Below are 22091 nucleotides of genomic sequence, written 5' to 3'. Positions count from 1 at the left end.
GGCCGACATCCCGCAGCCGGCCGACATCCCGCAGCCGGCCGACATCCCGCAGCCGGCCGACATCCCGCAGCCGGCCGACATCCCGCAGCCGGCCGCGGACGCCGGCGCCGCGGCGGCCGGGGGCGGCGAGCCGCGCCGCCGGCTGCACCCGCTGAGCCCGCTGCTGAGCGGGGCCAAGTCCATCGCCGTCATCGTCGCCGCGCTGAGCTGGCAGACGCTGTCGCAGGTCGGCGTCGAGCGGTTCGCCCTGGTCGTGGCCGTCGGGGCGGTCGGCGTGGTGATCTTCGCGGTGGTCGGCTGGCTGAACACCGGCTACCACATCGTCGGCCGGGAGCTCCGGATCCAGGACGGGCTGCTCTGGCGGCGCAACCGGGCGATCCCGCTCGACCGGCTCCAGGCCGTCGAGCTGCGGCGCCCGCTGCTGGCCCAGCTCACCGGGCTGGCCGAGCTGCGGCTGGAGGTGGTCGGCGGCAGCAAGACCGAGGCGCCGCTGGCGTACCTGGGGGTGCGGGAGGCCGCCGCCCTCCGGCAGCGGCTGCTCACGCTGGCCGGCCGCAGCCCCGGGCTCCCGGGCGGCGACGCCGCGCAGCCGGCGCCGGGCGTGCCCGCGCTGGAGCGGCCCCTCTTCCGGGTCAGCAACCGCGACCTGCTGATCAGCCAGCTGCTCACCCCGCAGGCCTTCCTGCTGCCGGTCGGCGTGGCCTTCGTGATCATGCAGTTCGTGCTGGAGGGCTCCTGGACGTTCGTGGGCATCGCCAGCACGGTCACCGCGATGGCCGGTGTGCTGCTGCAGCCCGTCCGGCGGGTGCTCCAGGACTGGGACTTCCGGCTGGCCCGCGACCCCGGCGGCCGGCTCGCGGTGCGCTACGGCCTGCTGGAGACCCGCAGCCAGATCGTCCCGCTGCACCGCGTCCAGTCGATCGGCGTGACCTGGCCGCTGCTCTGGCGGGCGCCGGGCTGGCTGCACCTGCGCCTGGACATCGCCGGGTACGCCGGGCCGCAGGCGAACAACGACAAGCGCTCCGACCGGCTGCTGCCGGTGGGGGTGTTCGAGGCCGCCCGGCGGCTGGTCTGGGAGGTGCTGCCGGGGGTCGACCTGGCCGCGCTGGCGACCCTGCCGCCGCCGGACCGGGCCCGCTGGCTGCACCCGTTCGCGCTGCGGTCGTTCGGCACGGGGCTGACGGCCGAGGTGTTCGTGTCGCGCCACGGCCTGCTCACCCGCGAGCTGACCATGGTCCCGTACGCGCGGCTGCAGAGCGTCCGGGTGGTACAGGGCCCGCTGCAGCGGCTGCTGCGCCTGGCCACGGTCTACGCCGACACCGCGGGCGGGCGGTCCGGGGTGGCGCAGGACCGGGACCTGGCCGAGGCGTGGTGGCTCGCCGAGCAGCTGTCGATCCGCGCCCGGCACGCCCGCGGCGCCGACCTCGCCGTCGCGGCCCCCGCAGTCGCCGCAGGCCCTGCCGCGCCCGGCCCGGCGCCGCACGAGCCGGCGCCGCACGAGCCGGCGCCGGACACGACGGCCCCGCGCGACGAGACTTACTGGCAGCGGCCCGCGCAGCCCTAAGCTGTCGGCATGGAGCTTCCGGAATTCTCCCCCGGGCTCAGCGCCCGGGTGGAGCTGACGGTCACCGACGCGGACACCGCCCAGGCGCTCGGCTCGGGTGACGTGCCCGTGCTCGGCACGCCCCGGGTGCTCGCGCTGGCCGAGGCGGCCACGGTCGCCGCGACCGCCCGGCAGATGCCCGGCGGGGTGACCACGGTCGGCGTCCGCGCCGAGGTCGAGCACCGCGCGCCCACCCCGCTCGGGCGCCGGGTCACCGCGCTGGCCACGCTGACCAAGGTGGACGGCCGCCGGCTGGTCTTCGAGGTGGCGGTCCGCGACGGCGAGGAGCTGGTCGCCGAGGTACGCGTCGAGCGCATGCTCCTGGACCGGCAGCGCTTCATCGCCAAGGCCATCGGCGACTAGTTCAGCAGCGCCTCGAACGGGGCGAGGGTGACGACGCCCTCGACCCGGCGTGCCAGGTCGGCGTCCAGGGTCACGAACGCGTCCGCCTGCAGCTGGGTCACGGCCAGGTATTCCGCGGTCACGGTGTCGTCCCAGCCGAGCTGCTCGGCCACCCGCCACGCGACGGCCCGCGACACCCGGTCGCCGAGCAGCCGGATCCGCATCGTGGTGATCCGGTCGAGCAGCTCCCGCGCCTCCGTCTTCGTGGTCGCGCCGGCCCGGACCTGTCGATACAGCAGCGAGAGCGCCTGCGAGCGCAGCACGTTCGGGGCGACCAGCTGATGCCCGTCCGGCCCGGTCCCGGCCTCCCGGGCCAGCCGGATCGCGGTGGGCGCGTCGATCACGTATCGCGTCATGCCTCATCCTGACGCGTCGCCGCCAGCCCGAACGGCCCGAAGTGCTCGGCCCCGAGGAACGAGGTGAGCTCGGCGATCCGGTCGCCGCGCAGGGTGAGCACGGTGATCGACCAGGGCCGCCCGTCCAGGTACTGCCCGACCGCGGCCTGCCCGTTCGCGCGCACCGGGACGTGCTGCCAGGATCCGCACGAGCTCAGCGGCAGCCGCACGGCGAAGTCGGTGACCGCGGCCAGCCCCCGGTACCAGTGCGGCAGCGGCGGCATCGACCAGGTCACGTCCTCGGTGAGCAGGGTGACCAGCCCGTCGACGTCGCCGCGTTCCAGCGCCGTCGCGTAGCCGCCGACGATCTCCCGCAGCCGGGCGTCGCCGAGGGCGCGCAGCGTCCGCTGCTGGCTGCGGGCCGGCACCCGCTCCGCCACCAGCGTCCGGGCCCGCTGCAGCGCGCTGGTGACCGCCGCCGTCGACGTGGCCATGATCTCGGCGATCTCGGCCGCCGAGAAGCCCAGCACGTCGAAGAGCAGCAGGGCCGCCCGCTGGTTGCCCGGCAGGTGTTGCAGGGCCGCGACGAACGCCAGCTCGACCGCCTCGCGCTGCTCGTACCGCGCGTCCGGGCCGGCGCGGCCCGGCTCCCCACCCGGGTACGGCCCCAGCCAGGCCACCTCGTCCGACGGCACGTCGGCGAGCACCGCCCGCGGACTGGACGGCCCCACGTCCACCGGCAGCGCCCGCCGGCCCCGGGCCTGGGCGGCGTCCAGGCAGGTCCGGGTGGCCACGGTGTAGAGCCAGGAGCGCAGCGAGCTGCGGCCCTCGAAACCGGGCAGGCCCCGCCACGCCCGCAGCAGCGCGTCCTGCAACGCGTCGTCGGCGTCATGGGTGGAGCCGAGCATCCGGTAGCAGTGGGCGTGCAGTTCCCGGCGCAACGGCCCGACGACGCGGTCGAACGCGTCGCCGTCGCCGTCACGGGCCCGGGCCAGGTCGGCGGAGGCGGCGCGGGTGTCGTTCACCTCACGAAGTGTGCCCGACGCTCAGCGCTCCAGGACCGCGCGCAGGCGTACCTCGAAGGCCGCGGGCCGGTCGACGAAGCCGATGTGGTCGCCCGGGAACAAGGTCGGCGTGACGCCGAGGCCGGCGGCGAGCGCCCGCGACGCCCGGTCGCACAGCTGCCCGGCCGAGTCCTCGCCGATGCCTACCACGATCCGGGTGGGCACCGAGCGCAGCCGGTCGAGGTCCGGCACCCACCGGGCGGTGGCCCGCAGCATGTGGGCGAACTGGAAGTGCTCGTCGGCGACCGTCCGCGGCGAGCGGTCGCTGAGGAACATCTGCTCGATCGCCCCGGGCGGGAGGTCGATGTCGGCCGCCGCGAGGAACTTGCGCCAGGCTCCCGCGACGTCGCCGGCCAGGTAGGTGGCGATCATGTCCTCGGTGGCGGCGGCCAGCTGCTCGCGGTCCTCGAGCAGCTCCTCCAGCGGCGGCTCGTGGGCGATCACGGTGTGCACCAGGTCGGGGCGGCTCTGGACCAGGGCCAGCGCGCTCACCGCACCGCCGCTGGAGCCGAGCACGACGGCCGGACCGGCGTCCAGGTGGGTCAGCAGGCAGGCCAGGTCCTCGGCGCGCTGCACCGGGGTGGAGTCCCGGTCGGGATGTTCCACCGGGCTGCGGTTGATGCCGCGCGGGTCGGTGGTCAGCACGGTGTGGTCCCGGGCGAGCAGGCCGGCCAGGCCCTCGAAGGAGCGGGCGTCCATCGGCGCTCCGGTCAGCAGCACCAGCGGGCCGGCGCCGCGCACCTCGTAGTGCAGGCGGGCGCCGGGTACGGCCAGCGTGTCGGCGGTGGCGGAGATCATGGTCATCGGGGTCCTCCGGGGTGCGGCACGGGGTTGTCGCCAGTGGTGACTCCCCGCGCCCCGCGAACTCATCGGCATTACCCCTTTCGTGGCGGCAGGTTGCGGTCGGCCCGGTTGCGGCAGACGCTGGTTGTCGCTATTGCCGGGGGCACGGCTGTGTGCCCGCAATGTTCACCGAGTGTCCTGTCCGCGAACTTTCCGGCATGGCGCCGGTCCATGACGGCCACGACACCACCGGGAGCCGACGGTGACCAGTCCGACGCGTCGGGGCCGCGAGGGCCCCTTCGACCATCGTGCCCTCGTCGTCGGCGAGGACACCATTGCACGGCTGCTCGTGCCGCACCTGCGCCGGAAGATCGCGTCACACCAGGACGTCCTCATGGTCGTCAGCACCGACACCGAGGCGATCATCCGCGACCGGCTGGGCCCGGACGCCCATGACCTGCAGTGGGCGCCGGTGACCGCCTTCTACGAACGCACCGGCTTCACCTATTCCCGGTTCCTGCGGTTCCTGCGCGAGCGGCACGCCCGGCAGGAGGTCGTCCGGATCATCGCCGAGCCCGATGTCGTGACCGACCCGGACTCGCCGGTGGACCGGGCGGCCGCGTACGTGAACTACGAGGCGATGACCAACGAGGTGTACGCCCGCTACCGATGCGCGATCACCTGCATGTGGCACGGCCACCGGCACTCGCCGGAGCTCATCGACCAGATCCGCAAGGTCCACCCGCGGGAGCTGAGCGACCTGGGCGTCGTCGACAACCCCGGGTACGTGCCGCCGGGCGACTATCTCAGCGGACGGGCGCAGCCGCCCCTGGCGGAGCCGCCACCGGTCACCGACGTCGACATCACGGTGCGGCGGGCCGAGGACGTGGCCTCCTGCCGGGCCGCCGTGGCCCGCTGGGCGACGGCACAGCACTTCGTGCCCACCGCCGTCGGGCAGGTCGTCGCGGCGACCAACGAGGTGGTCGCCAACGGGCTGCGGCACGGCCGGCCACCGGTGCGGACCCGCGCGTGGAGCCAGGACGCGATGCTGATCGTCGACGTCGAGGACCAGGGGGGACGCGCCATCCCCGCGCACGTCGGCTACCGGCCGCCGGTCATACCCGCCGATTCGGCCGGGTTGTGGCTGGCCCGCCAGCTCGCGGACGTCCTCGTCACCCACACCGGCGACGGGCGCACCACGGTACGGATGTACTTCCCGTACGCGGTCACGCACCGCAACCTGCGCATCCCCACCTGACCGGCGCGGCCCACGCCGGCTACAGCAGCGCGCCCCAGCGGTCGGTGAGCTCCTCCAGGGTCGGCATCGCCACCGCGCCGCCGCGGCGTTCGCAGACCAGGCCGGCCACCGCGAGCGCGAACCGCACGTAGTTCTGCCAGCCCTCGGGTTCGGCCGGCACGCCGTCGGACAGCAGGCGCCGGACCAGGGCGCCCATCACCGAGTCGCCCGCACCGGTGGCGTCGACCGCGTCGACCGTCGGCGCCGTCAGCATGACGCCCGGGTTGCCGGCCGTCGCGACGTACGCGCCCTTGGCGCCGCAGGTGACCACGACCGCCTTCGCGCCCGTGGCCAGGATGCGTTCCGCGGCGGCGGCCGGGTCGGCCCCGTCCCAGAGCACCTCGGCGTCGGCCGCGCTGAGCTTGACCAGGTCCGCGGTGGCGAAGAACCCGCTCACCAGCTCGCGCAGCGCGGTCACCGCGGCGGCGTCGGGCAGCAGCTTCGGGCGGACGTTGGGGTCGAAGACGCGCAGCGGCCCCGGCACCGCCCAGGCCTTGCGGGCCGCGGCCAGGAACGGCTCGCGCATCAGGGCGATCGACCCCGTGTACACGACGGCGGCCCCGGCGACCACCTTCTCGTCGATGTCCTCGGGGCGCAGCAGCGCGTACGACGGCGGCTCGCCGTAGAACTGGAAGGTCGGCTCGGCGCCCTCGAAGGTAGTCACGGCCAGCGTCGTCGGCACCGGCACGCGGGTCACCCCGGCCGTGCCGACGCCGGTCTGGCGCAGGAACTGGGCGATCCGGTCGCCCAGGGTGTCGTTGCCGAGCGAGCCGAGGTACTGCACCTCGCCGCCGAGGCGGGTGGCACCGACCGACACGTTCAGCGGGGCGCCGCCGATCGCCTGGCGGTAGATCAACTCGCCGTCGCGCTGGGTCTCCAGCAGATCGACCAACGCCTCACCGAGCACCACCGCGTAGCCCATCCGGATCCCCTCCAGGAAACGCCGTTCCGATGTCGTCAGCCTCGCGCCCGCAACGCGAGAAAGCCAGCCACTCCCCGATGCTCGCCCGTTATGTGGGTGTTTGGCACAATCCATCCCATGCCTTCGCGCGCGCTCGCCCGCTTCCCGCTGATTGCCCTGCCCCCGCTGGCCGCCCTGGCGCTGATCGGCTGCGCCGGTCCGGCCGGAACGGCGACCGGATCCGCGGTGTCCCCGCCGCCGGGCTCGACACCGTGGCTCGTCAGCGGGGCGCCGAGCCCGGCCCGCCCGTCGTCCGCGGCCGCCGGGCCGGGCGCGCCCGCGGCCGAGGGCACGGTCTCCGGCACGTTCCTGCCGTTCCCGCAGAGCGCCCGGGCGGTCACCTACGACCCCGAGGTGGTCCCGCCGGGCGCGACGGTCCAGCTCACCATCGCCCGGACCGCGCGCGGCACGACGGTACGACTGACCGCCCGCGGCCTGGTGCCCCGGCGCGCGTACGGCGCCCACCTGCACACCCGGCCGTGCACCGCGACACCGGCGGACGCCGGCCCGCACTACCAGCACGATCCCGATCCCCGCGCCGCCGCCTCGCCGCCGTCGGTGGACCCGGCCTACGCGAACCCGCGCAACGAGGTGTGGCTGGACTTCACCGCGGACGCGGCCGGCGCCGCCACCGTCACGGCGCGGCAGGACTGGACGTTCGACGAGATCGAGCCGCCGCGGTCGTTGATCGTGCACGCGGAGCACACCCGTACCGATGCGGGCAAGGCCGGGACGGCCGGACCGCGCGTGGCCTGCCTCACCCTGGGGACGCGCTGACGCCGGGCTGCTCTTGATCTTGGCTAGGCGGTAACGTCAAGGCCGCACGGGAGACGCCGCGCGGATGACGGGAGGGCCGGCCATGGCCGAGCAGAACGAGGGCACGACACCGAAGACCGAGTCGCACGACCCGGACTTCCCGGAGGCGTTCCTGCAGTTCATGCGCGGCGGCTGGCGCGACGACGCGCTCAGCGTCACCCCCCGCCCGGAGGCGCCGAACTACGCCAAACGCCGCGCCGCGCTCTCCGAGGCGTTCCCGGGCGAGACGCTGGTCATCCCCAGCGGCAGCGAGAAGGTCCGGGCCAACGACACCGACTACCCGTTCCGGCCGGGCAGCGACTTCGTCTACCTGACCGGCGACAGCGACCCCGACAGCGTGCTGGTGCTGCGGCCCAGCGGGTCCGGGCACGACGCGGTGCTCTACAGCCGCCAGCGCTCGTCCAAGGAGACCGACGAGTTCTTCCGCAGCCGCGACGGCGAGCTGTGGGTGGGCCGCCGGCACACCCTGGCCGAGAAGTCGACGGAGCTGGGCCTGGAGACCGCGCCCTGGGCCGAGCTCGGCCGGGCCCTGGCCGACTGCGCGCCCGCCCGCACCCGGGTGCTGCGGGGCCTCGACACCAACGTCGACCGGGCGATCCTGGCCTACGAGCCCGACCCGAACACCCGCCGCGACCGCGCCCTGGCCGGGGTGATCTCGGAGCTCAAGCTGGTCAAGGACGAGTGGGAGATCGCCCAGCTCCAGGCGGCGATCGACGCCACCGTGCGCGGCTTCGAGGACGTCGCCCGCATCCTGCCCGCCGACCGCCCGGTCAAGGAACGCCTGCTGGAGGGCGTCTTCGGCCTGCGCGCCCGCACCGACGGCAACGACGTCGGCTACGGCAGCATCGTCGGCGCCGGCGCCCACGCGACGATCCTGCACTGGGTCCGCAACACCGGCATGACCAAGCCGGGCGAGCTGCTGCTGATGGACATGGGCGTCGAGGGCCGCACGTTCTACACCGCCGACGTGACCCGCACGCTGCCGGTGTCGGGCGCCTTCACCCCCCTGCAACGCCAGGTGTACGACATCGTGCACGCCTCCCAGCAGGCCGGCATGGACGCGGTCCGGCCCGGCGTGAAGTTCAAGGACGTGCACCTGACCTGCATGCGCGTGCTCGCCGAGGGCCTGCACGACCTGGGCCTGCTGCCGGTGAGCGTGGACGAGGCGATGAGCGAGCAGTCCACGGTGTACCGCCGCTGGACCCTGCACGGCTTCGGCCACATGCTCGGCATCGACGTGCACGACTGCTCGGCGGCCCGCAAGGAGAACTACCGCGACGGCCAGCTGGGCGAGGGCTACGTGCTGACGGTGGAGCCGGGGCTGTACTTCCAGCCCGAGGACGAGCTGGTGCCGGAGGAACTGCGCGGCATCGGCGTCCGGATCGAGGACGACGTGCTGGTCACCGCCGACGGCTGCCGGAACCTGTCGGCGGGGCTGCCGCGGTCTTCGTCCGAGGTGGAGACGTGGCTGGCGGCGCAGCGGGAGGCTGGGCCGCGGCTGCCGGAGTAGAGGGCTCAGCCTGACCGGGGACCGGGGTTGGGCGGGCGTCGCTGCTCTGGCGGAGGCGGACTGTGCTGCCGTGTGCCGCTGAGCTGGGTCGGGTCGGTCCCGCGGCCGGCCGGGGCGTGCGGGCGGGTATGTCCTCGGGCCCCGCCGGCCATCCGGACCCGCCAGCCGTCCGGACCCCAGCCATGCGGGCCCGCCAGCCGTCCGGACCCCAGCCATGCGGGCCCGCCAGCCATCCGGACCCGCCGGCCATGCGGGCCCGCCACACCTCCAGGCCGCCAGCCATCCGGATCCGCCGGGCTTTCGACGGGTCGGGTGATCGCGATTGGCCGAGCTGGACGGGGGCCCGCTCGGGCCGTGCGGGGGCCCGAGCCAATCACCCGGCCGGAGATCTGAGCGATCCTCAAGACCCAAGTGCTCGCCCGGCGGTCAACGAGAATGGAAACCCGAGGCCGGGGCGGTCGGCCCGGCCAAGGATCCCCACCCAAGCGATCACGCCCCACCCCAGCGATCATTCCCCGTTCGAGCATCACCCCCACCCCAGCGATCATGCCCCGCTCGGGCATCACCCCCACCCCAGCGATCACCTCCCACCCCAGCGATCGTGCCCCGTTCAAGCGTCGCCCCCGCCCGAGCGATCACTCCTCGCCCGAACGATCACCCCCAGACCAAGCGTCACCCTCGCCCACGATCACCCCTCGCCCGGGCGATCACCGCAAGCCCAAGCGTCACCCTCGCCCACGACCACCCCCCGCAGGGCGATCACCGCAAGCCCAAGTGCCACCCTCGCCCGAGCGATCACCGCCCGCCCTGGCGGGGCATTTCGCCCAAACCCACCGCTCCCCCATGCAGCCGCTCAAGCCCGAGCAGTCAACCGAGCCAGCAAATGAACCGGCAACCGCGACGCCCGCACCGTCTCCCGCCCGACCGACCCCACCGGGAACGACTCCCGCACGGCAGCCGCAGCCCGGCGCAGCGCGAACCGGGCGTCGTAGATCCACAGCCGGCCGCCGGGCCGCAGCACCCGGCGCAGGTCGCGGACGCCGCCGGCCACGTCCGCCCAGTGGTGCTGGCTGAGCGTCGACACGACCAGGTCGAACGTGTCGTCGGGGAAGGGCAGCCGCGCCACGTCGCCGACCGTGAAGGTGACCGGCGCGTCCCCCGCCTCCCGCCGGGCGAAGTCGATCATCTCCGGTGACAGGTCGACGCCGTCCACCCGCAGGTGCGGCAGGGCGGCCGCGATGGCCAGCGGCAGCCGGCCGGGGCCGGTGCCGATGTCCACGACCCGGCTGCCGGGCGGGAGGTCCGCCGCCGCGATGTCGGCGACGACCCGGTCGCGGAGCCGGGCGAGCCGGCGCTGGGTGTGCCTGTCGTAGCTGACGGGGTGGCGGAATCCCGATCCGTGCGGGTTCATGCCGCCACCCCCGACCGAACAACGTGTTCCATGGTGAACATCATGTTCGAGTATGGTTCCGGGTACCCGGGTCCGGTCAACGACCGATCCGGGCCCACGGTCCGACAGTGGACAAAGTCCGGTGATTGTCCGGGAGGCACGGGATGGCTGAGCTCGATCGCCGGGTCCGGCGGACCCGGCGGCTGCTGCAGGAGGCCCTGGTCGCGCTGATCGAGGAGCGGGGGTACGAGCGCCTCACCGTCCAGGAGGTGCTGGACCGCGCGGACGTCGGCCGTTCCACGTTCTACTCCCACTTCCGCGACAAGGACTCCCTGTTCATGTCCTGCTTCGACGACCTGCGGGACGACCTGCGCAGCGAGCTCGACGCGATCACCGAGGGCCACGCGGGGCCGGCGGGAGCCCGGCCGGTGGCGGTGATCTTCGCGCACGCCGACCGCAACCGGCCGGTGTACCGGGCGGTCTGCGGCCGGGCCGGGGGCACCGCGTTCACCCATCGGCTGCAACGGCTCTTCGCCGGGCTGCTGCACGAGCATCTGGCGTCGGCAGGGACCCGGCTGCCGGTGGAGCTGGTGGCCGAGTTCCACGCGGGGGCGCTGCTGGGCGCGCTGGTGTGGTGGGTCCGGCAGGATTTCCCGTACGGTCCGAAGGAGATGGCCGAGATGTGCCGGCAGCTGACCGCCGCGGGGGTGCAGGCGGGCCTGGAGCGCGAGCACAACTAGGAGCGCGGCGCGTACTCCGAGATCACGAAGCAGGTGGCCGCTTCCCCACCGGCCGGCTCGCTGCCGTCGGAGACGTCGAACGACACCTCGACCGGGTGGCCGTCGGCCGGGTCCGCCTTGACCGTCATCTCGCCGCCGTCGTCCGCGGCCGTCCGGGCCAGCTCCAGCAGGCCGCCCAGCGACGGCACCTCGATCTCCTCCTCGCCGGTGGCGGTCTTGCCGTCGATCCGCTCGGTCCCGGCGACCTGGCCGCCGGTGACCGTGACCCGGTACCGGCCCAGCGACGGACCGCCGGCGCACTGCCGGTCGGCGACGAAGGTGTAGTCGGTGGGCTCGCTCCACGCGGGCGCCGAGGCGGGTGTGACGAAGGTCGGCGGCGCGGCGGCCGGCCCCTCGTCCGTGCAACCGGCGAGCGCCGCTACGAGCGCGATGCCGCACAATGCCCGGGCGTACCGCACGGTGACCTCCGACCTCGAGAACGCCCGCCGCTCGGCGGAACCGCGCTCATGTTTTCAGACCCCCGCAACGCCGCCGCCACCACGGGCCGCCCGAGGCGGACGACCCGGCCCGGCGGCTCTCCCCGGCCACCCGGCCCAGGCGGCGAACGACGCCGGCCGAACCGCGCCACCCAGCCCAGGCGAGAAACAACGGCCAGCCGAACCGCGCCACCCAGCCCAGGCGAGAAACAACGGCCAGCCGAACCGCGCCACCCGGACAAGGCGCGAAGCGCCGGCGCGAATCAGAAACAACGGCCGGTCGAAGCAGCCACCGTCGCCCAAGCAAGGAGCACCGGCCGACCGAACCCGGCCACCCTCGCGGAAGATGCCGCGCTGGCCGACGCCGGCACCCGGCGACGGCGCGGCCGCACCTATCGAGCGGGCCCCACCGGGCCAGCCGTAGGTGGACAAGCCATGGTCAGCCAGCCACGAACACCGCGACGGAGCGGGCCGGCACCGTCAGCGTCCCCGCCTCGGCCGCAGCCGTTCGCAGCAGCGGATCCGCCGACGCCACCAGCTCCGGGTGCGGGCCGAGCTCCACCCCCGCCAGCGCCGCCACGTGCTGCACGGTCGTGTGCTCCGTCGCGTTGAAGACCACCACCACGGTGCTCCAGCGCTCGTCCAGGCCGGCGCCGTCGAGACACATCACGATCACGCCCGGGCTCTCGTGCGGCCCGCCCAGCGGGAAGGTCAGCCGGCGCTGGACCTCCTCCGCCGTCGGCAGGCCGAAGACCGGCGACGAGCGGCGGATGCGGAGCAGTTCGGCGTACCGGGCCGCGGTCAGGTCCATGATCTCCGCGGACGGGACCAGCGCGGGGTCGGCCAGCAGCGGACGGGCCCACGGCCACTTGTCCTCGTTGTCGGCCGCCGGCGGCAGGCCCACGCCGAAGCCGTTGCCGTCGGCGCCGTTCCAGCGAATCTGGTTGAACCAGTCGCCCGAGTCGTAGGAGTTGCGGTCCAGCGACTTGGACCGCAGCCGTTCCGTGCCGAGCGCCACGAAGCCGACGCCCTGGCCGAGCACGACCAGCGACAGCGCCAGCACCTGCATCCGGGCGCGCTCGATCATCGGCAGGGACGGCGGCAGCTTGAACGCCATCGCGTCGTACAGGATCTCGTTGTCGTGGGCGTCCACGTAGGTGACGCACTCCCCCGGCGCGGCCGCGTACCCGCTGGGTGAGCCGTTGTAGTCGATCTGCGCGCCGCTGCGCTCGGCGCCGGTGTGGGTCACGAACCGGTACGCCGCCAGCCCGCCCGACAGCCCCACCTTGATCCGGTCGTGCACCGAAAGCGGGGTGGCCGCGCCCAGCCCGGTCGCGAACCCCTGCTCGGACGGGTCGTCGCCGAACGAGCCGCCGCCGCGGACCGCGTCGCGCAGCCGGTCGTTGAACGTGCCGATCCCGGTGCCGGCCATGTTGACCTGGGTGGCCTGCACGAACCGGGCGTCGTAGGCGATCTCGCCGAAGTTCCAGCCCTCGCCGTACAGGTAGATGTCCGGGTCGAGGTGGTCCAGGGTGACCCGGGTCTCGAGGATGTTGGCCCGCGGGTGGTGGCCCATCAGGTCGAAGCGGAAGCCGTCCACCTTGTAGTCGCGGGCCCAGGTGACGATCGAGTCGACGACCAGCCGGCCCATCATCATGTGCTCGGGCGCGGTGTTGGAGCAGCAGGTCGACTCGGCCACGGTGCCGTCGTCGAGCAGCCGGTGGTAGTAGCCGGGCACGATCTTGTCGAGCACGCTCCAGGGCGCCAGCCCGTCGGCCATCGTGTGGTTGTAGACGACGTCCATGACCACGCGCAGGCCGGCCGCGTTGAGCGCCGCCACCATCGCCCGGAACTCGAGGATGCGGGCGCTGCCGGCGGGCTCGACGGCGAAGCTGCCCTCGGGCGTCGTGTAGTGCAGCGGGTCGTACCCCCAGTTGAAGCCGTCGCGCGCGGCGACCGCCATCACCGCGCGCTGCTGCTCGGGGGAATCCGGCGGGAACGCCGCCAGGTCGCACCTGGGCACCGCCTGGTCGGCGCGGCGGTCCGGCACGGTGGCGTAGTCGAACGCGGGCAGCAGGTGCACGTGGGTCAGCCCGGCGTCGGCGAGCATCCGCAGGTGCCGCATGCCGGCCGAGTCGCCGCGGGTGAAGGCCAGGTAGGTGCCGCGCAGCTCCTCCGGCACGGTGGTGTCGGCGATGGAGAAGTCGCGGACGTGCAGCTCGGAGATCTGCATCCGGGCCGGGGCGACCGCCGGCGGCTTGACCAGGCCCGCCCAGCCGGGCGGCTGGAGCGCGGGGTCGTCGAGGTCGACGAGCTGGCTGTGGGTCGAGTCGACCGACAGCGACAGCGAGTACGGATCGGTCACCGAGCTGGTCACCACGCGCTGCGCCGCCGGGTGCCACACCTCGACGCGGTAGCGGTAGTAGCGGCCGAGCCATTCCGGCCGGCCGGCGATCGACCAGACGCCGGTGACCTGGTCGCGCTGCATGGCCAGCAGCTCCGGCTCGTCGTCGCCGGGGGTGCGGGACAGCTCCAGCGCGACCGTGCGGGCGGTGGGCGCCCACACGGTGACGGTCGGGCGTCCCTCGGTGATGACCACGCCCAGTTCGGCGTCGGCCGCGTCCGCGTACAGGTCGTCGAGGACGCCGGGCAGTTGCACCGCCGTGAGCACCGTGAGCCGGCCGGCCGCGTCGCGGCCGGCCACCAGCACCTGTCCGCGCAACAGGTCGCCCAGGGCGGTGTCGCCCAGCTCGGGCACCGCCAGGGCGCGATAACCGCGCAGGTGCGGGAAGTGCCGGCTCTGCGCCTGGAACAGCCCGCCCGGGCGCGGGGTCAGCGGCCGGGCCGTGTGCTCGCCGGTCAGCTCGTCGCCGTCGCGGCGCAGGCCGTCCGGGGCCGCCACCACCGTGAAGACGGCGGCCCGGTCGGCCAGGTGGGCGGGCAGCGCCAGTGTGGTGCGGTCGACGAAGACGGCGAGCGCGCGGGCCGGGTCGAGCTCGGGGCCCAGCGAGCCCACGTCGGGCAGCACGGGCGCGGTGGTGCCGGCCAGCAGCCACACCTCGCGGCCGGCGGACAGGTCGAGGCGCTGGTCGTCGGGCAGGTCCTTGACGTCGTCGCGGTGCAGCACGAAGCGCAGCCCGGCGGCCTCCGGGCGGACCGGCACCCGGAACACGGCGCCGAACGCGTCGAACGCGGCGGGCGCGAGCGGCGCGTGCCACAGCGGCTTGCGCGGCGTGCCCTCCCAGGCGTGCAGGCCCCAGCCGGTGTAGTCGCCGTCGGCCCGCCGGTAGTGGATGACCGCGGAGCTGTCGTCCTCGGGGATCTCGGTGGTGTGGCCGGCCTCGGCGGCGCTGGCGTAGACCCGCGGGTCGCCGGGGCGCAGCCAGATCTGCGGCGTGACGGCCGGGTCGACCTGCCGGTCGTCGGCGACGTCCTTGGCGCCGGTGTGGTCGACCACGAGGAAGCCGACCGTGCGGGCCTCGTCGGCCAGCCGCACCCAGGTGAACCGGCCGTAGGAGTCCTCGCCGGCGAACGGGTGGCCGCCCGGGAAGCCGGTGATGGCGTCGGGGGCGATGTCGCCCCAGGCGTGCAGCGACCAGTCGCCGTAGCCCTCGTCCTCGCGCCGGTAGTGCACGACCAGCCACTGCGGTCGGCTGAGCCGGGTCAATGCCTCGGGCGAGGCGATCTCGATCGTGGTCACCTGCACATGATGCCAGCGGGGTGCGTCAGTTTCAGTGGGTCGCGATCACGGTGGTGATCCGCGGACCGCCGGCGTCGACCCGGATCAGGTAGCGGTAGCTCTCGCCGGGGACCGCATTGCCGAGACTGTCCAGGTATTCCCACTCGACCGCGACCATGGCCAGCGCCGGGCTGAGCTGCTGCACGTCGCACAGCTGGGCGTGGGCGGCGACGATCTGCTGCTCCTTGTACGCCGGCGCGGCGCCCAGGAAGGACAGCGCCACCGCCGCCGGCGAGGCGAAGGTGAAGCTGTACGAATCCGACACCACCATCCCCGGCAGCGCGTAGCAGCCCGCCACCGCGGACACGTCGCCCCTGGTCAGGGCCGACCCGTAGCGGTCGAAGAAGTCGGTCAGGTGCGCCAGATCCGTGGGTGCCTGCACGGGACGGTCAGTTCCCGCGGCCCGCGCCGGGCAAACCTGTGACCCGGGTTGCAGCGGATAACAAGACGGACGTACGGTTTACGGAAGACGTGAACCCTGAGTTAGGACAACCTAACCGGCGGGCGGCCGTCACCGGTGGGACAGACTGATGAGGACTACTCACGGTCGCTGGGTGTGAAGGAGATGACGTGGCCAGCCTCGACACCTTTGGTGCGAAGAGCGAGCTACGCGTCGCAGACGCGAGCTACGAGATTTTCACGATCGACAAGGTCGACGGGCATGACCGCCTGCCGTACTCCCTGAAGATCCTGCTGGAGAACCTGCTCCGCACGGAGGACGGCGCGAACATCACCGCCGACCACATCCGCGCCCTGGGCGGCTGGGACCCCACCGCCGACCCGAGCGTGGAGATCCAGTTCACCCCGGCGCGGGTGCTCATGCAGGACTTCACCGGCGTGCCCTGCGTGGTCGACCTGGCCACCATGCGCGAGGCCGTCAAGGAGCTGGGCGGCGACCCGACCAAGGTCAACCCGCTCGCCCCGGCCGAGCTGGTCATCGACCACTCGGTCATCGCCGACCTGTTCGGCCGCGAGGACGCCTTCGCCCGCAACGTCGAGCTGGAGTACCAGCGCAACCGCGAGCGCTACCAGTTCCTGCGCTGGGGCCAGACCGCGTTCAACGAGTTCAAGGTCGTCCCGCCCGGCACCGGCATCGTGCACCAGGTCAACATCGAGTACCTGGCCCGGACGATCATGGAACGCAACGGACAGGCGTACCCGGACACCGTGGTCGGCACCGACTCGCACACCACCATGGTCAACGGCCTGGGCGTGCTGGGCTGGGGCGTCGGCGGCATCGAGGCCGAGGCCGCGATGCTGGGCCAGCCGGTCAGCATGCTGATCCCGCGGGTCGTGGGCTTCAAGCTGCACGGCGAGATGCCGGCCGGCACCACCGCCACCGACCTGGTGCTGACCATCACCGAGATGCTCCGCGAGCACGGCGTGGTCAGCAAGTTCGTCGAGTTCTACGGCCCCGGCGTCGGCGCGGTGCCGCTGGCCAACCGGGCCACGATCGGCAACATGTCGCCCGAGTACGGCTCGACCGTGGCGATCTTCCCGATCGACGACGAGACGATCAAGTACCTCAAGCTCACCGGCCGCTCCGACCAGCAGGTCGCGCTGGTCGAGGCGTACGCGAAGCGCCAGGGCCTGTGGGCCGACCCGGCCGCCGAGCCGAACTACTCCGAGCGCCTCGAGCTGGACCTGTCGACGATCGTCCCGTCGCTGGCCGGACCCAAGCGCCCGCAGGACCGCGTCCCGCTGGACCGCGCCAAGCCGATGTTCCGCGACGCGCTCGCCAACTACGTCAGCGCCGTGGGCCCCGCCGACGAGGCCAGCGAGGAATCCTTCCCCGCCAGCGACCCGCCGGCCAACCACGAGAATTCGGACGTCGACAAGCCGCACGTCTTCAGCGCGGCCGACGGCGCCACCGGGCGGCCCTCCAAGCCCACCCGGGTGGTCGGCGAGGACGGCAGCGAGTTCGAGCTGGACCACGGCTTCGTCGGCATCGCCGCGATCACGTCCTGCACCAACACCTCGAACCCGCAAGTCATGATCGGCGCGGCGCTGCTCGCCCGGAACGCGGTCGAGAAGGGCCTGAACCGCAAGCCGTGGGTCAAGACCACGCTGGCGCCGGGTTCCAAGGTCGTCATGGACTACTACGACCGCGCGGGCCTGACGCCTTATCTCGACAAGCTCGGCTTCAACCTCGTCGGCTACGGGTGCACGACCTGCATCGGCAACTCGGGCCCGCTGCCCGACGCGATCTCGGCGGCCGTCAACGAGGCCGACCTCACCGCGGTGTCCGTGCTGTCCGGCAACCGCAACTTCGAGGGCCGGATCAACCCCGACATCAAGATGAACTACCTGGCCTCGCCGCCGCTGGTGGTCGCGTACGCGCTGGCCGGCACGATGGACCTGGACATCACCACCGAGCCGCTGGGCACCGGCTCGGACGGCAAGCCGGTCTTCCTGGCCGACATCTGGCCCAGCGCCAAGGAGATCGACGAGGTCATCGCCGCGGCCATCGGCGCGGCCGGCTTCAGCACGGCCTACCAGGACGTCTTCGCCGGCGACGAGCAGTGGCAGTCGCTGCCCACGCCGGAGGGCAAGACCTTCGAGTGGGCCGAGGAGTCGACCTACGTGCGCAAGCCCCCGTACTTCGAGGGCATGCAGGCGCAGCCGTCGCCGGTGACCAACATCGCCGGCGCGCGGGTGCTGGCCAAGCTCGGCGACTCGGTGACCACCGACCACATCTCGCCGGCCAGCTCGATCAAGCCGGACTCCCCCGCGGGCAAGTACCTCGCCGAGCACGGCGTGCCCCGGCACGAGTTCAACTCGTACGGCTCCCGGCGCGGCAACCACGAGGTGATGATCCGCGGCACCTTCGCCAACATCCGGCTGCGCAACCAGCTCGTCCCCGGCGTGGAGGGCGGCTTCACCGTCAACCACCTGACCGGCGAGCAGACCAGCATCTACGACGCCTCGGTGGCCTACAAGGAGGCCGGCGTGCCGCTGGTCATCCTGGCCGGCAAGGAGTACGGCTCCGGCTCGTCGCGCGACTGGGCGGCCAAGGGCACGATGCTGCTGGGCGTGCGCGCGGTCATCGCCGAGTCGTACGAGCGCATCCACCGCTCGAACCTGATCGGCATGGGCGTGCTCCCGCTGCAGTTCCCGCCGAAGACCAACGCGGAGTCGCTGGGCCTGACCGGCACCGAGACGTTCACCATCACCGGCGTCGAGGCCCTCAACGACGGCGGCATCCCGTCGACCGTCAAGGTGCTGACCGACACCGGCGTGGAGTTCGACGCCGACGTCCGGATCGACACCCCCGGCGAGGCCGACTACTACCGCCACGGCGGCATCCTGCAGTACGTCCTGCGCAAGATGCTGCACAGCTGACCGGCGCCTGTGCCGAAGAACACCCCGTCGTCCGCCCGGACGGCGGGGTGTTCCGCCTCCGGGAGGACCTGATCGGAAACATGCGTGTTGCACCCTGAGGCCATGGAGATCCTGCTGCTGGCCACCCGACCCGCCACCGGGCAGGAGGACCGCGCGCTGCCGGCGCTCGACCTGCTGCGGCACTCCCTGCGGGTGGGCACCTTCGACGTCCAGGCCCTGCTGGTGGGCAACGACCCCGACGTGGTGCTCGTCGACGCGCGCCGCGACCTGCTCGAGGCCCGCGACCTGTGCCGGATGCTGCGCACCACCGGGCTGCGGGTGCCGCTGCTGGCCGTGGTCGAGGAGTCCGGGCTGGTCGCCCTGTCGGCCGACTGGGGTCTGGACGACGTTCTGCTCACCACGGCCGGCCCGGCCGAGGTCGAGGCCCGGGTGCGGCTCACCGTCGCCCGGATGGCCGGCCCGGCCGGCGGCGGCGCCGGCGACACCGTCACCGCGGGCGAGCTGGCGATCGACCCGCACACCTACTCGGCCCGGCTCAAGGGCCGCACGCTCGACCTGACCTACAAGGAGTTCGAGCTGCTCAAGTTCCTCGCCCAGCACCCGGGCCGGGTGTTCAGCCGCGACCAGCTGCTGCGCGAGGTGTGGGGCTTCGACTACTTCGGCGGGCACCGCACGGTCGACGTGCACGTGCGCCGGCTGCGCGCCAAGCTCGGCAGCGAGTACGAGTCGATGATCGGCACCGTGCGCCAGGTCGGCTACAAGCTGGTGCTGCCCCCGCAGGCCAAGGCCCAGCCGCTGGCCGGCGAGTGGGAGATCCTGTCGGCAGTGGCCACGGAGGTGTGAGAGCACGTGTGCGAGGCTCTTGGTCATGGATGACAACACTGTGCTGGGCCGGATCAACGGCCTGGTCGACGAGGAGCACAAGCTGCGTCAGCAGCTGAGCCGCGGCGAGATCAGCAGCGCCGAGGAGCACACCCGGCTCAAGGAGCTCGAGGAAGCCCTGGACCAGTGCTGGGACCTGCTGCGCCGGCGGCGCGCGGCCCGGGAGTTCGGCAACGACCCGGACACCGAGCAGGCCCACAGCACCAGCGAGGTCGAGGGCTACCTCCAGTGACGCGGCCCCGGCCGTGGCCGCCGGGTGCCCGGTGGCCGCGGTCCGGGACGCCCGCGCCGGGCCTTCACAGCAGGCCCGCTTCGTAGCTGAGGCGCTCGATCAGCGCCTCCGGCTCGACCGTCAGCCCCCGCGCGGTGAACCAACTGGCCACGTTGCGGACGTCGCGGGCCAGGAACTGCGCACCCTGCGGGTTGGCGATGAGGTCGACGATCTGCGGCATGTCGATGATCACCAGCCGGCCCTCGTGGACCAGCGTGTTGTACGGCGACAGGTCGCCGTGCGCGATCTGGGTGCGGGCCAGCACGCTGAGCGCCTCGGTCATCTGCCGCCACAGGTCCTCGAGCCCGTCGCGGTCGGTACGCACCTGGGCCAGCCGCGGCGCGGCCTCGCCGGTCTCCCAGTCGCCGATGAACTCCAGCATCAGCTCGGTGCCGATGAGCTGCACCGGGTACGGCACCGAGATCGTGCCGCCCTCCTGTCCCACCTGCCAGAGCCGGGACAGCGCGCCGAACTCGGCCGCCGCCCACTGCCCGGCGATGAGCTCCTTGCCGAACGCGGTGCGGTTGGTCATGGCGCGCATCTCGCGGGACCGGCGCACCCGGCGGCCCTCGAGGTAGCCCGCGTCGCGGTGGAAGAGCCGGTGGTCGCCGTCGCGGTACCGCTTGGCCGCGATCATGCTGGTCTGGCCGGTGCCCGGCAGCTCGCGCCGGACCAGGAACACGTCGGCTTCCTTGCCGGTCTTGAGCATGCCCAGTTCGGTGTCGACCGCGCCGTGCTCGGTACGGATCCAGTCGGGTCGCGGTTGCGGGCCGTGCAGGGCGCCGTCCCAGGTGGACCAGCGGTCGCCGGTCTCGGGCAGGTCGGGATCCTCGGCCAGGGCCGGTTCGAGCCGGCCTACCTTGACGAAGTCGGCTTCGTCGTCGTCGAACTTGCGACGGCCGCGGCGCATGGTCGCCGGGCCGAAAGAGTCGTGCTCTCGCACTGGAGGGTCTCCTCGGAGAAGAAGGAAGGAATTTGAACCTGGGCACGGCGAAGGACAACGACAGCCATGAGGTTCACCCCCTTCTTCCGAGAAACCTGCGGATCACGTACGCGGTGCACTCTTCCGGGCGTCACCCGGTCGCGCAACCGATTTATCGGGCCGCCATCACCGCGGACAGACCCTGGATCACGTTGCCGACCACCCGGGTCGGCGCGAACCGGTTGTCGATCCAGTCCCGGCCCCGGTGCAGCCACACGCTGGGTAGTCCCATCGCGGCGGCGCCGCCGATGTCCGCCTCCGGGCTGTCCCCGACGATCCAGGCCCCGCCGAGGCGCATCCGGACCCGCTGGGCGGCCAGCGCGAAGATGCGCGGGTTGGGCTTGCTGACCCCGGCCTGCTCCGAGATGACCCAGTCGGCGACGTAACGGTCCAGCCCGGTACGCCGGATCCGGGTCTCCTGCTGCTCGTGCGGGCCGTTCGTGACCACCACCGGGACCCACCCCGCGTCCCCGGCGATCTGCAGGGCACAGGCCACCAGGGGGTCCAGCCGCTCGTAGGCCAGCGGACCCTCGTGCAGCTCCTCGAGCAGGTCGATCGAGGGGATGTCGAGCTGGTAGCGGTCGCGGATCAGGTCGGCCAGGTCCCACCGGGAGGTCAGCCCGTCGGCGTCCACCGACAGTAACCAGTCGAGGTCTTCCTGTGGCGCCGCGATCTCGTCGAGGAATCCTTTCGCCCACAGCCGGAACGCACCGCTGCGATCGAGCAGGGTGTCGTCCAGGGCGAGGAAGACGAGAGGCACCCGCGCACTGTACGTGAGTGAATGCGGGACCCAACAGCCCAACAGTGTTAACAAAGCCGGGTCATGATGGCGGATTTCGCGCCATCAGAGACCGATGGCAAGCCGTACGTACGGATTGCAAGCGCCCGAACCGACGTGACACGATCGCAGCGTGCCCAGGGTTAGCCAGGACCAGCTCGACGCCCGCCGCCACGAGATCCTCGCGGCGGCGCGCGGATGCTTCGCCCGTTTCGGCTACGAGGGCGCCACCGTACGCCGGCTCGAGGAGGCCACCGGACTTTCCCGTGGCGCGATTTTTCACCACTTCCGCGACAAGGACTCGCTCTTCCTGGCCGTAGCGGAGGACGACGCCGCCGCCATGGTGGCCACCGTGCGCCGCAACGGCCTGGTCCAGGTGATGCGCGATCTGCTCGAACAGGCCCGCACCAGCGACGGCGACACCGCCGGCTGGCTCGGCAGCCAGCTCGAGGTCTCCCGCCGGCTGCGCACCGATCCCCAGTTCGCCAAGCGCTGGGCCGAGCGCTCCGCCGCCATCGCCGAGGCCACCCGGGAGCGGCTGGAACGCCAGCACGACGCCGGGGTGCTGCGCGACGACGTGGGCGTCGAGGTGCTCACCCAGTTCCTCGAGCTGGCCTACGACGGGCTGGTGCTGCACCTGGCCACCGGGCGGCCGGCGGGCGAGCTGAGCCGGGTGCTGGACGTCGTGGAGGAGGCCGTCCGCCGCCCGTGATCAGGCGG

General features: G+C 73.0%; 20 protein-coding genes. 10 read left to right on the top strand and 10 right to left on the bottom strand.

What is annotated here, in order from left to right:
• Window positions 1–7 precede the first annotated feature (7 nt).
• Window positions 8–1564 (top strand): PH domain-containing protein, encoded by a 1557-nt coding sequence (locus tag Ani05nite_RS01340; protein ID WP_203763259.1) that lies wholly within the window; start codon window positions 8–10, stop codon window positions 1562–1564.
• A 9-nt stretch (window positions 1565–1573) separates the two neighbouring features.
• A complete protein-coding gene (locus tag Ani05nite_RS01335) occupies window positions 1574–1966 on the top strand; it encodes a thioesterase family protein (RefSeq protein ID WP_203763236.1) in 393 nt (130 codons plus the stop codon).
• Here Ani05nite_RS01335 and Ani05nite_RS01330 read toward each other — a convergent pair.
• From Ani05nite_RS01330 to Ani05nite_RS01320, 3 genes are read right to left on the bottom strand one after another with little or no spacing between them, the layout of a single operon-like run.
• A complete protein-coding gene (locus Ani05nite_RS01330) occupies window positions 1963–2361 on the bottom strand; it encodes a PIN domain-containing protein (protein WP_203763233.1) in 399 nt (132 codons plus the stop codon). The genes Ani05nite_RS01335 and Ani05nite_RS01330 overlap by 4 nt on opposite strands.
• Complete coding sequence (locus Ani05nite_RS01325) at window positions 2358–3365, bottom strand: sigma-70 family RNA polymerase sigma factor (protein WP_203763230.1); 1008 nt, start codon at window positions 3363–3365, stop codon at window positions 2358–2360. Before Ani05nite_RS01325 ends, Ani05nite_RS01330 begins: the two co-directional genes overlap by 4 nt.
• Window positions 3366–3386: 21 nt before the next feature.
• Window positions 3387–4208 carry an alpha/beta fold hydrolase gene (locus Ani05nite_RS01320; RefSeq protein WP_239129084.1) on the bottom strand — a complete coding sequence of 274 codons (822 nt, stop codon included), beginning with the start codon at window positions 4206–4208 and terminating at the stop codon, window positions 3387–3389.
• 241 nt (window positions 4209–4449) lie between these two features.
• Here Ani05nite_RS01320 and Ani05nite_RS01315 point away from each other — a divergent pair, with 241 nt between their 5' ends.
• Entirely contained in the window at window positions 4450–5445 is a 996-nt protein-coding gene (locus Ani05nite_RS01315) for a sensor histidine kinase (protein ID WP_203763227.1), read from the top strand.
• A 19-nt stretch (window positions 5446–5464) separates the two neighbouring features.
• On the opposite strand, the gene Ani05nite_RS01310 is transcribed toward Ani05nite_RS01315, so the two are convergent.
• Window positions 5465–6406, bottom strand: a complete 942-nt coding sequence (locus Ani05nite_RS01310; protein ID WP_203763225.1) for a carbohydrate kinase family protein — start codon at window positions 6404–6406, stop codon at window positions 5465–5467.
• A 117-nt stretch (window positions 6407–6523) separates the two neighbouring features.
• Here Ani05nite_RS01310 and Ani05nite_RS01305 point away from each other — a divergent pair, with 117 nt between their 5' ends.
• Window positions 6524–7222: a superoxide dismutase family protein gene (locus Ani05nite_RS01305; protein ID WP_203763222.1), complete on the top strand. Its 699-nt coding sequence runs from the start codon at window positions 6524–6526 to the stop codon at window positions 7220–7222.
• An 82-nt stretch (window positions 7223–7304) separates the two neighbouring features.
• Window positions 7305–8771 carry an aminopeptidase P family protein gene (locus tag Ani05nite_RS01300; RefSeq protein WP_203763219.1) on the top strand — a complete coding sequence of 489 codons (1467 nt, stop codon included), beginning with the start codon at window positions 7305–7307 and terminating at the stop codon, window positions 8769–8771.
• A gap of 853 nt (window positions 8772–9624) precedes the next feature.
• Here Ani05nite_RS01300 and Ani05nite_RS01295 read toward each other — a convergent pair.
• Window positions 9625–10182: a class I SAM-dependent methyltransferase gene (locus Ani05nite_RS01295; protein WP_203763216.1), complete on the bottom strand. Its 558-nt coding sequence runs from the start codon at window positions 10180–10182 to the stop codon at window positions 9625–9627.
• Between the two features lie 143 nt (window positions 10183–10325).
• Here Ani05nite_RS01295 and Ani05nite_RS01290 point away from each other — a divergent pair, with 143 nt between their 5' ends.
• Window positions 10326–10901 (top strand): TetR/AcrR family transcriptional regulator, encoded by a 576-nt coding sequence (locus tag Ani05nite_RS01290; RefSeq protein ID WP_203763213.1) that lies wholly within the window; start codon window positions 10326–10328, stop codon window positions 10899–10901.
• On the opposite strand, the gene Ani05nite_RS01285 is transcribed toward Ani05nite_RS01290, so the two are convergent.
• From Ani05nite_RS01285 to Ani05nite_RS01275, 3 genes are all read right to left on the bottom strand, one after another.
• Window positions 10898–11359 (bottom strand): DUF6174 domain-containing protein, encoded by a 462-nt coding sequence (locus Ani05nite_RS01285; protein ID WP_203763210.1) that lies wholly within the window; start codon window positions 11357–11359, stop codon window positions 10898–10900. The genes Ani05nite_RS01290 and Ani05nite_RS01285 overlap by 4 nt on opposite strands.
• 457 nt (window positions 11360–11816) lie before the next feature.
• On the bottom strand, window positions 11817–15077 hold the full coding sequence (gene pulA, locus Ani05nite_RS01280) for a pullulanase-type alpha-1,6-glucosidase (RefSeq protein ID WP_203763207.1): 3261 nt from the start codon (window positions 15075–15077) through the stop codon (window positions 11817–11819).
• A 31-nt stretch (window positions 15078–15108) separates the two neighbouring features.
• Window positions 15109–15498: a DUF6841 family protein gene (locus Ani05nite_RS01275; protein ID WP_203763204.1), complete on the bottom strand. Its 390-nt coding sequence runs from the start codon at window positions 15496–15498 to the stop codon at window positions 15109–15111.
• Between the two features lie 188 nt (window positions 15499–15686).
• Here Ani05nite_RS01275 and acnA point away from each other — a divergent pair, with 188 nt between their 5' ends.
• The 3 genes from acnA to Ani05nite_RS01260 all read left to right on the top strand — a co-directional run bounded on the left by acnA (window position 15687) and on the right by Ani05nite_RS01260 (window position 19572).
• A complete protein-coding gene (acnA, locus tag Ani05nite_RS01270) occupies window positions 15687–18458 on the top strand; it encodes an aconitate hydratase AcnA (RefSeq protein WP_203763201.1) in 2772 nt (923 codons plus the stop codon).
• Between the two features lie 102 nt (window positions 18459–18560).
• Window positions 18561–19301 carry a winged helix-turn-helix transcriptional regulator gene (locus Ani05nite_RS01265; RefSeq protein WP_203763198.1) on the top strand — a complete coding sequence of 247 codons (741 nt, stop codon included), beginning with the start codon at window positions 18561–18563 and terminating at the stop codon, window positions 19299–19301.
• Between the two features lie 25 nt (window positions 19302–19326).
• Window positions 19327–19572 (top strand): DUF2630 family protein, encoded by a 246-nt coding sequence (locus tag Ani05nite_RS01260; protein WP_203763195.1) that lies wholly within the window; start codon window positions 19327–19329, stop codon window positions 19570–19572.
• Between the two features lie 64 nt (window positions 19573–19636).
• Here Ani05nite_RS01260 and Ani05nite_RS01255 read toward each other — a convergent pair whose 3' ends face one another.
• Both Ani05nite_RS01255 and Ani05nite_RS01250 read right to left on the bottom strand, forming a co-directional pair.
• Complete coding sequence (locus Ani05nite_RS01255; RefSeq protein ID WP_377880045.1) at window positions 19637–20554, bottom strand: serine protein kinase RIO; 918 nt, start codon at window positions 20552–20554, stop codon at window positions 19637–19639.
• Window positions 20555–20705: 151 nt separating this feature from the next.
• The gene (locus tag Ani05nite_RS01250) at window positions 20706–21353 is read right to left on the bottom strand and encodes an HAD family hydrolase (protein WP_203763192.1); all 648 of its coding nucleotides are present in this window, start codon (window positions 21351–21353) and stop codon (window positions 20706–20708) included.
• Between the two features lie 151 nt (window positions 21354–21504).
• Between Ani05nite_RS01250 and Ani05nite_RS01245 the strand changes: the two genes are divergently transcribed.
• Window positions 21505–22083, top strand: coding sequence for a TetR/AcrR family transcriptional regulator (locus Ani05nite_RS01245; RefSeq protein WP_203763189.1), 579 nt, complete (start codon window positions 21505–21507; stop codon window positions 22081–22083).
• Window positions 22084–22091 lie beyond the last annotated feature (8 nt).

Origin of the sequence: Actinoplanes nipponensis (genome assembly GCF_016862275.1) — a bacterium.
Taxonomy (GTDB): Bacteria; Actinomycetota; Actinomycetes; order Mycobacteriales; family Micromonosporaceae; genus Actinoplanes; species Actinoplanes nipponensis.
Note: the sequence above shows the minus strand (reverse complement) of the source record. Positions and strands in the feature narration are given on the sequence as shown.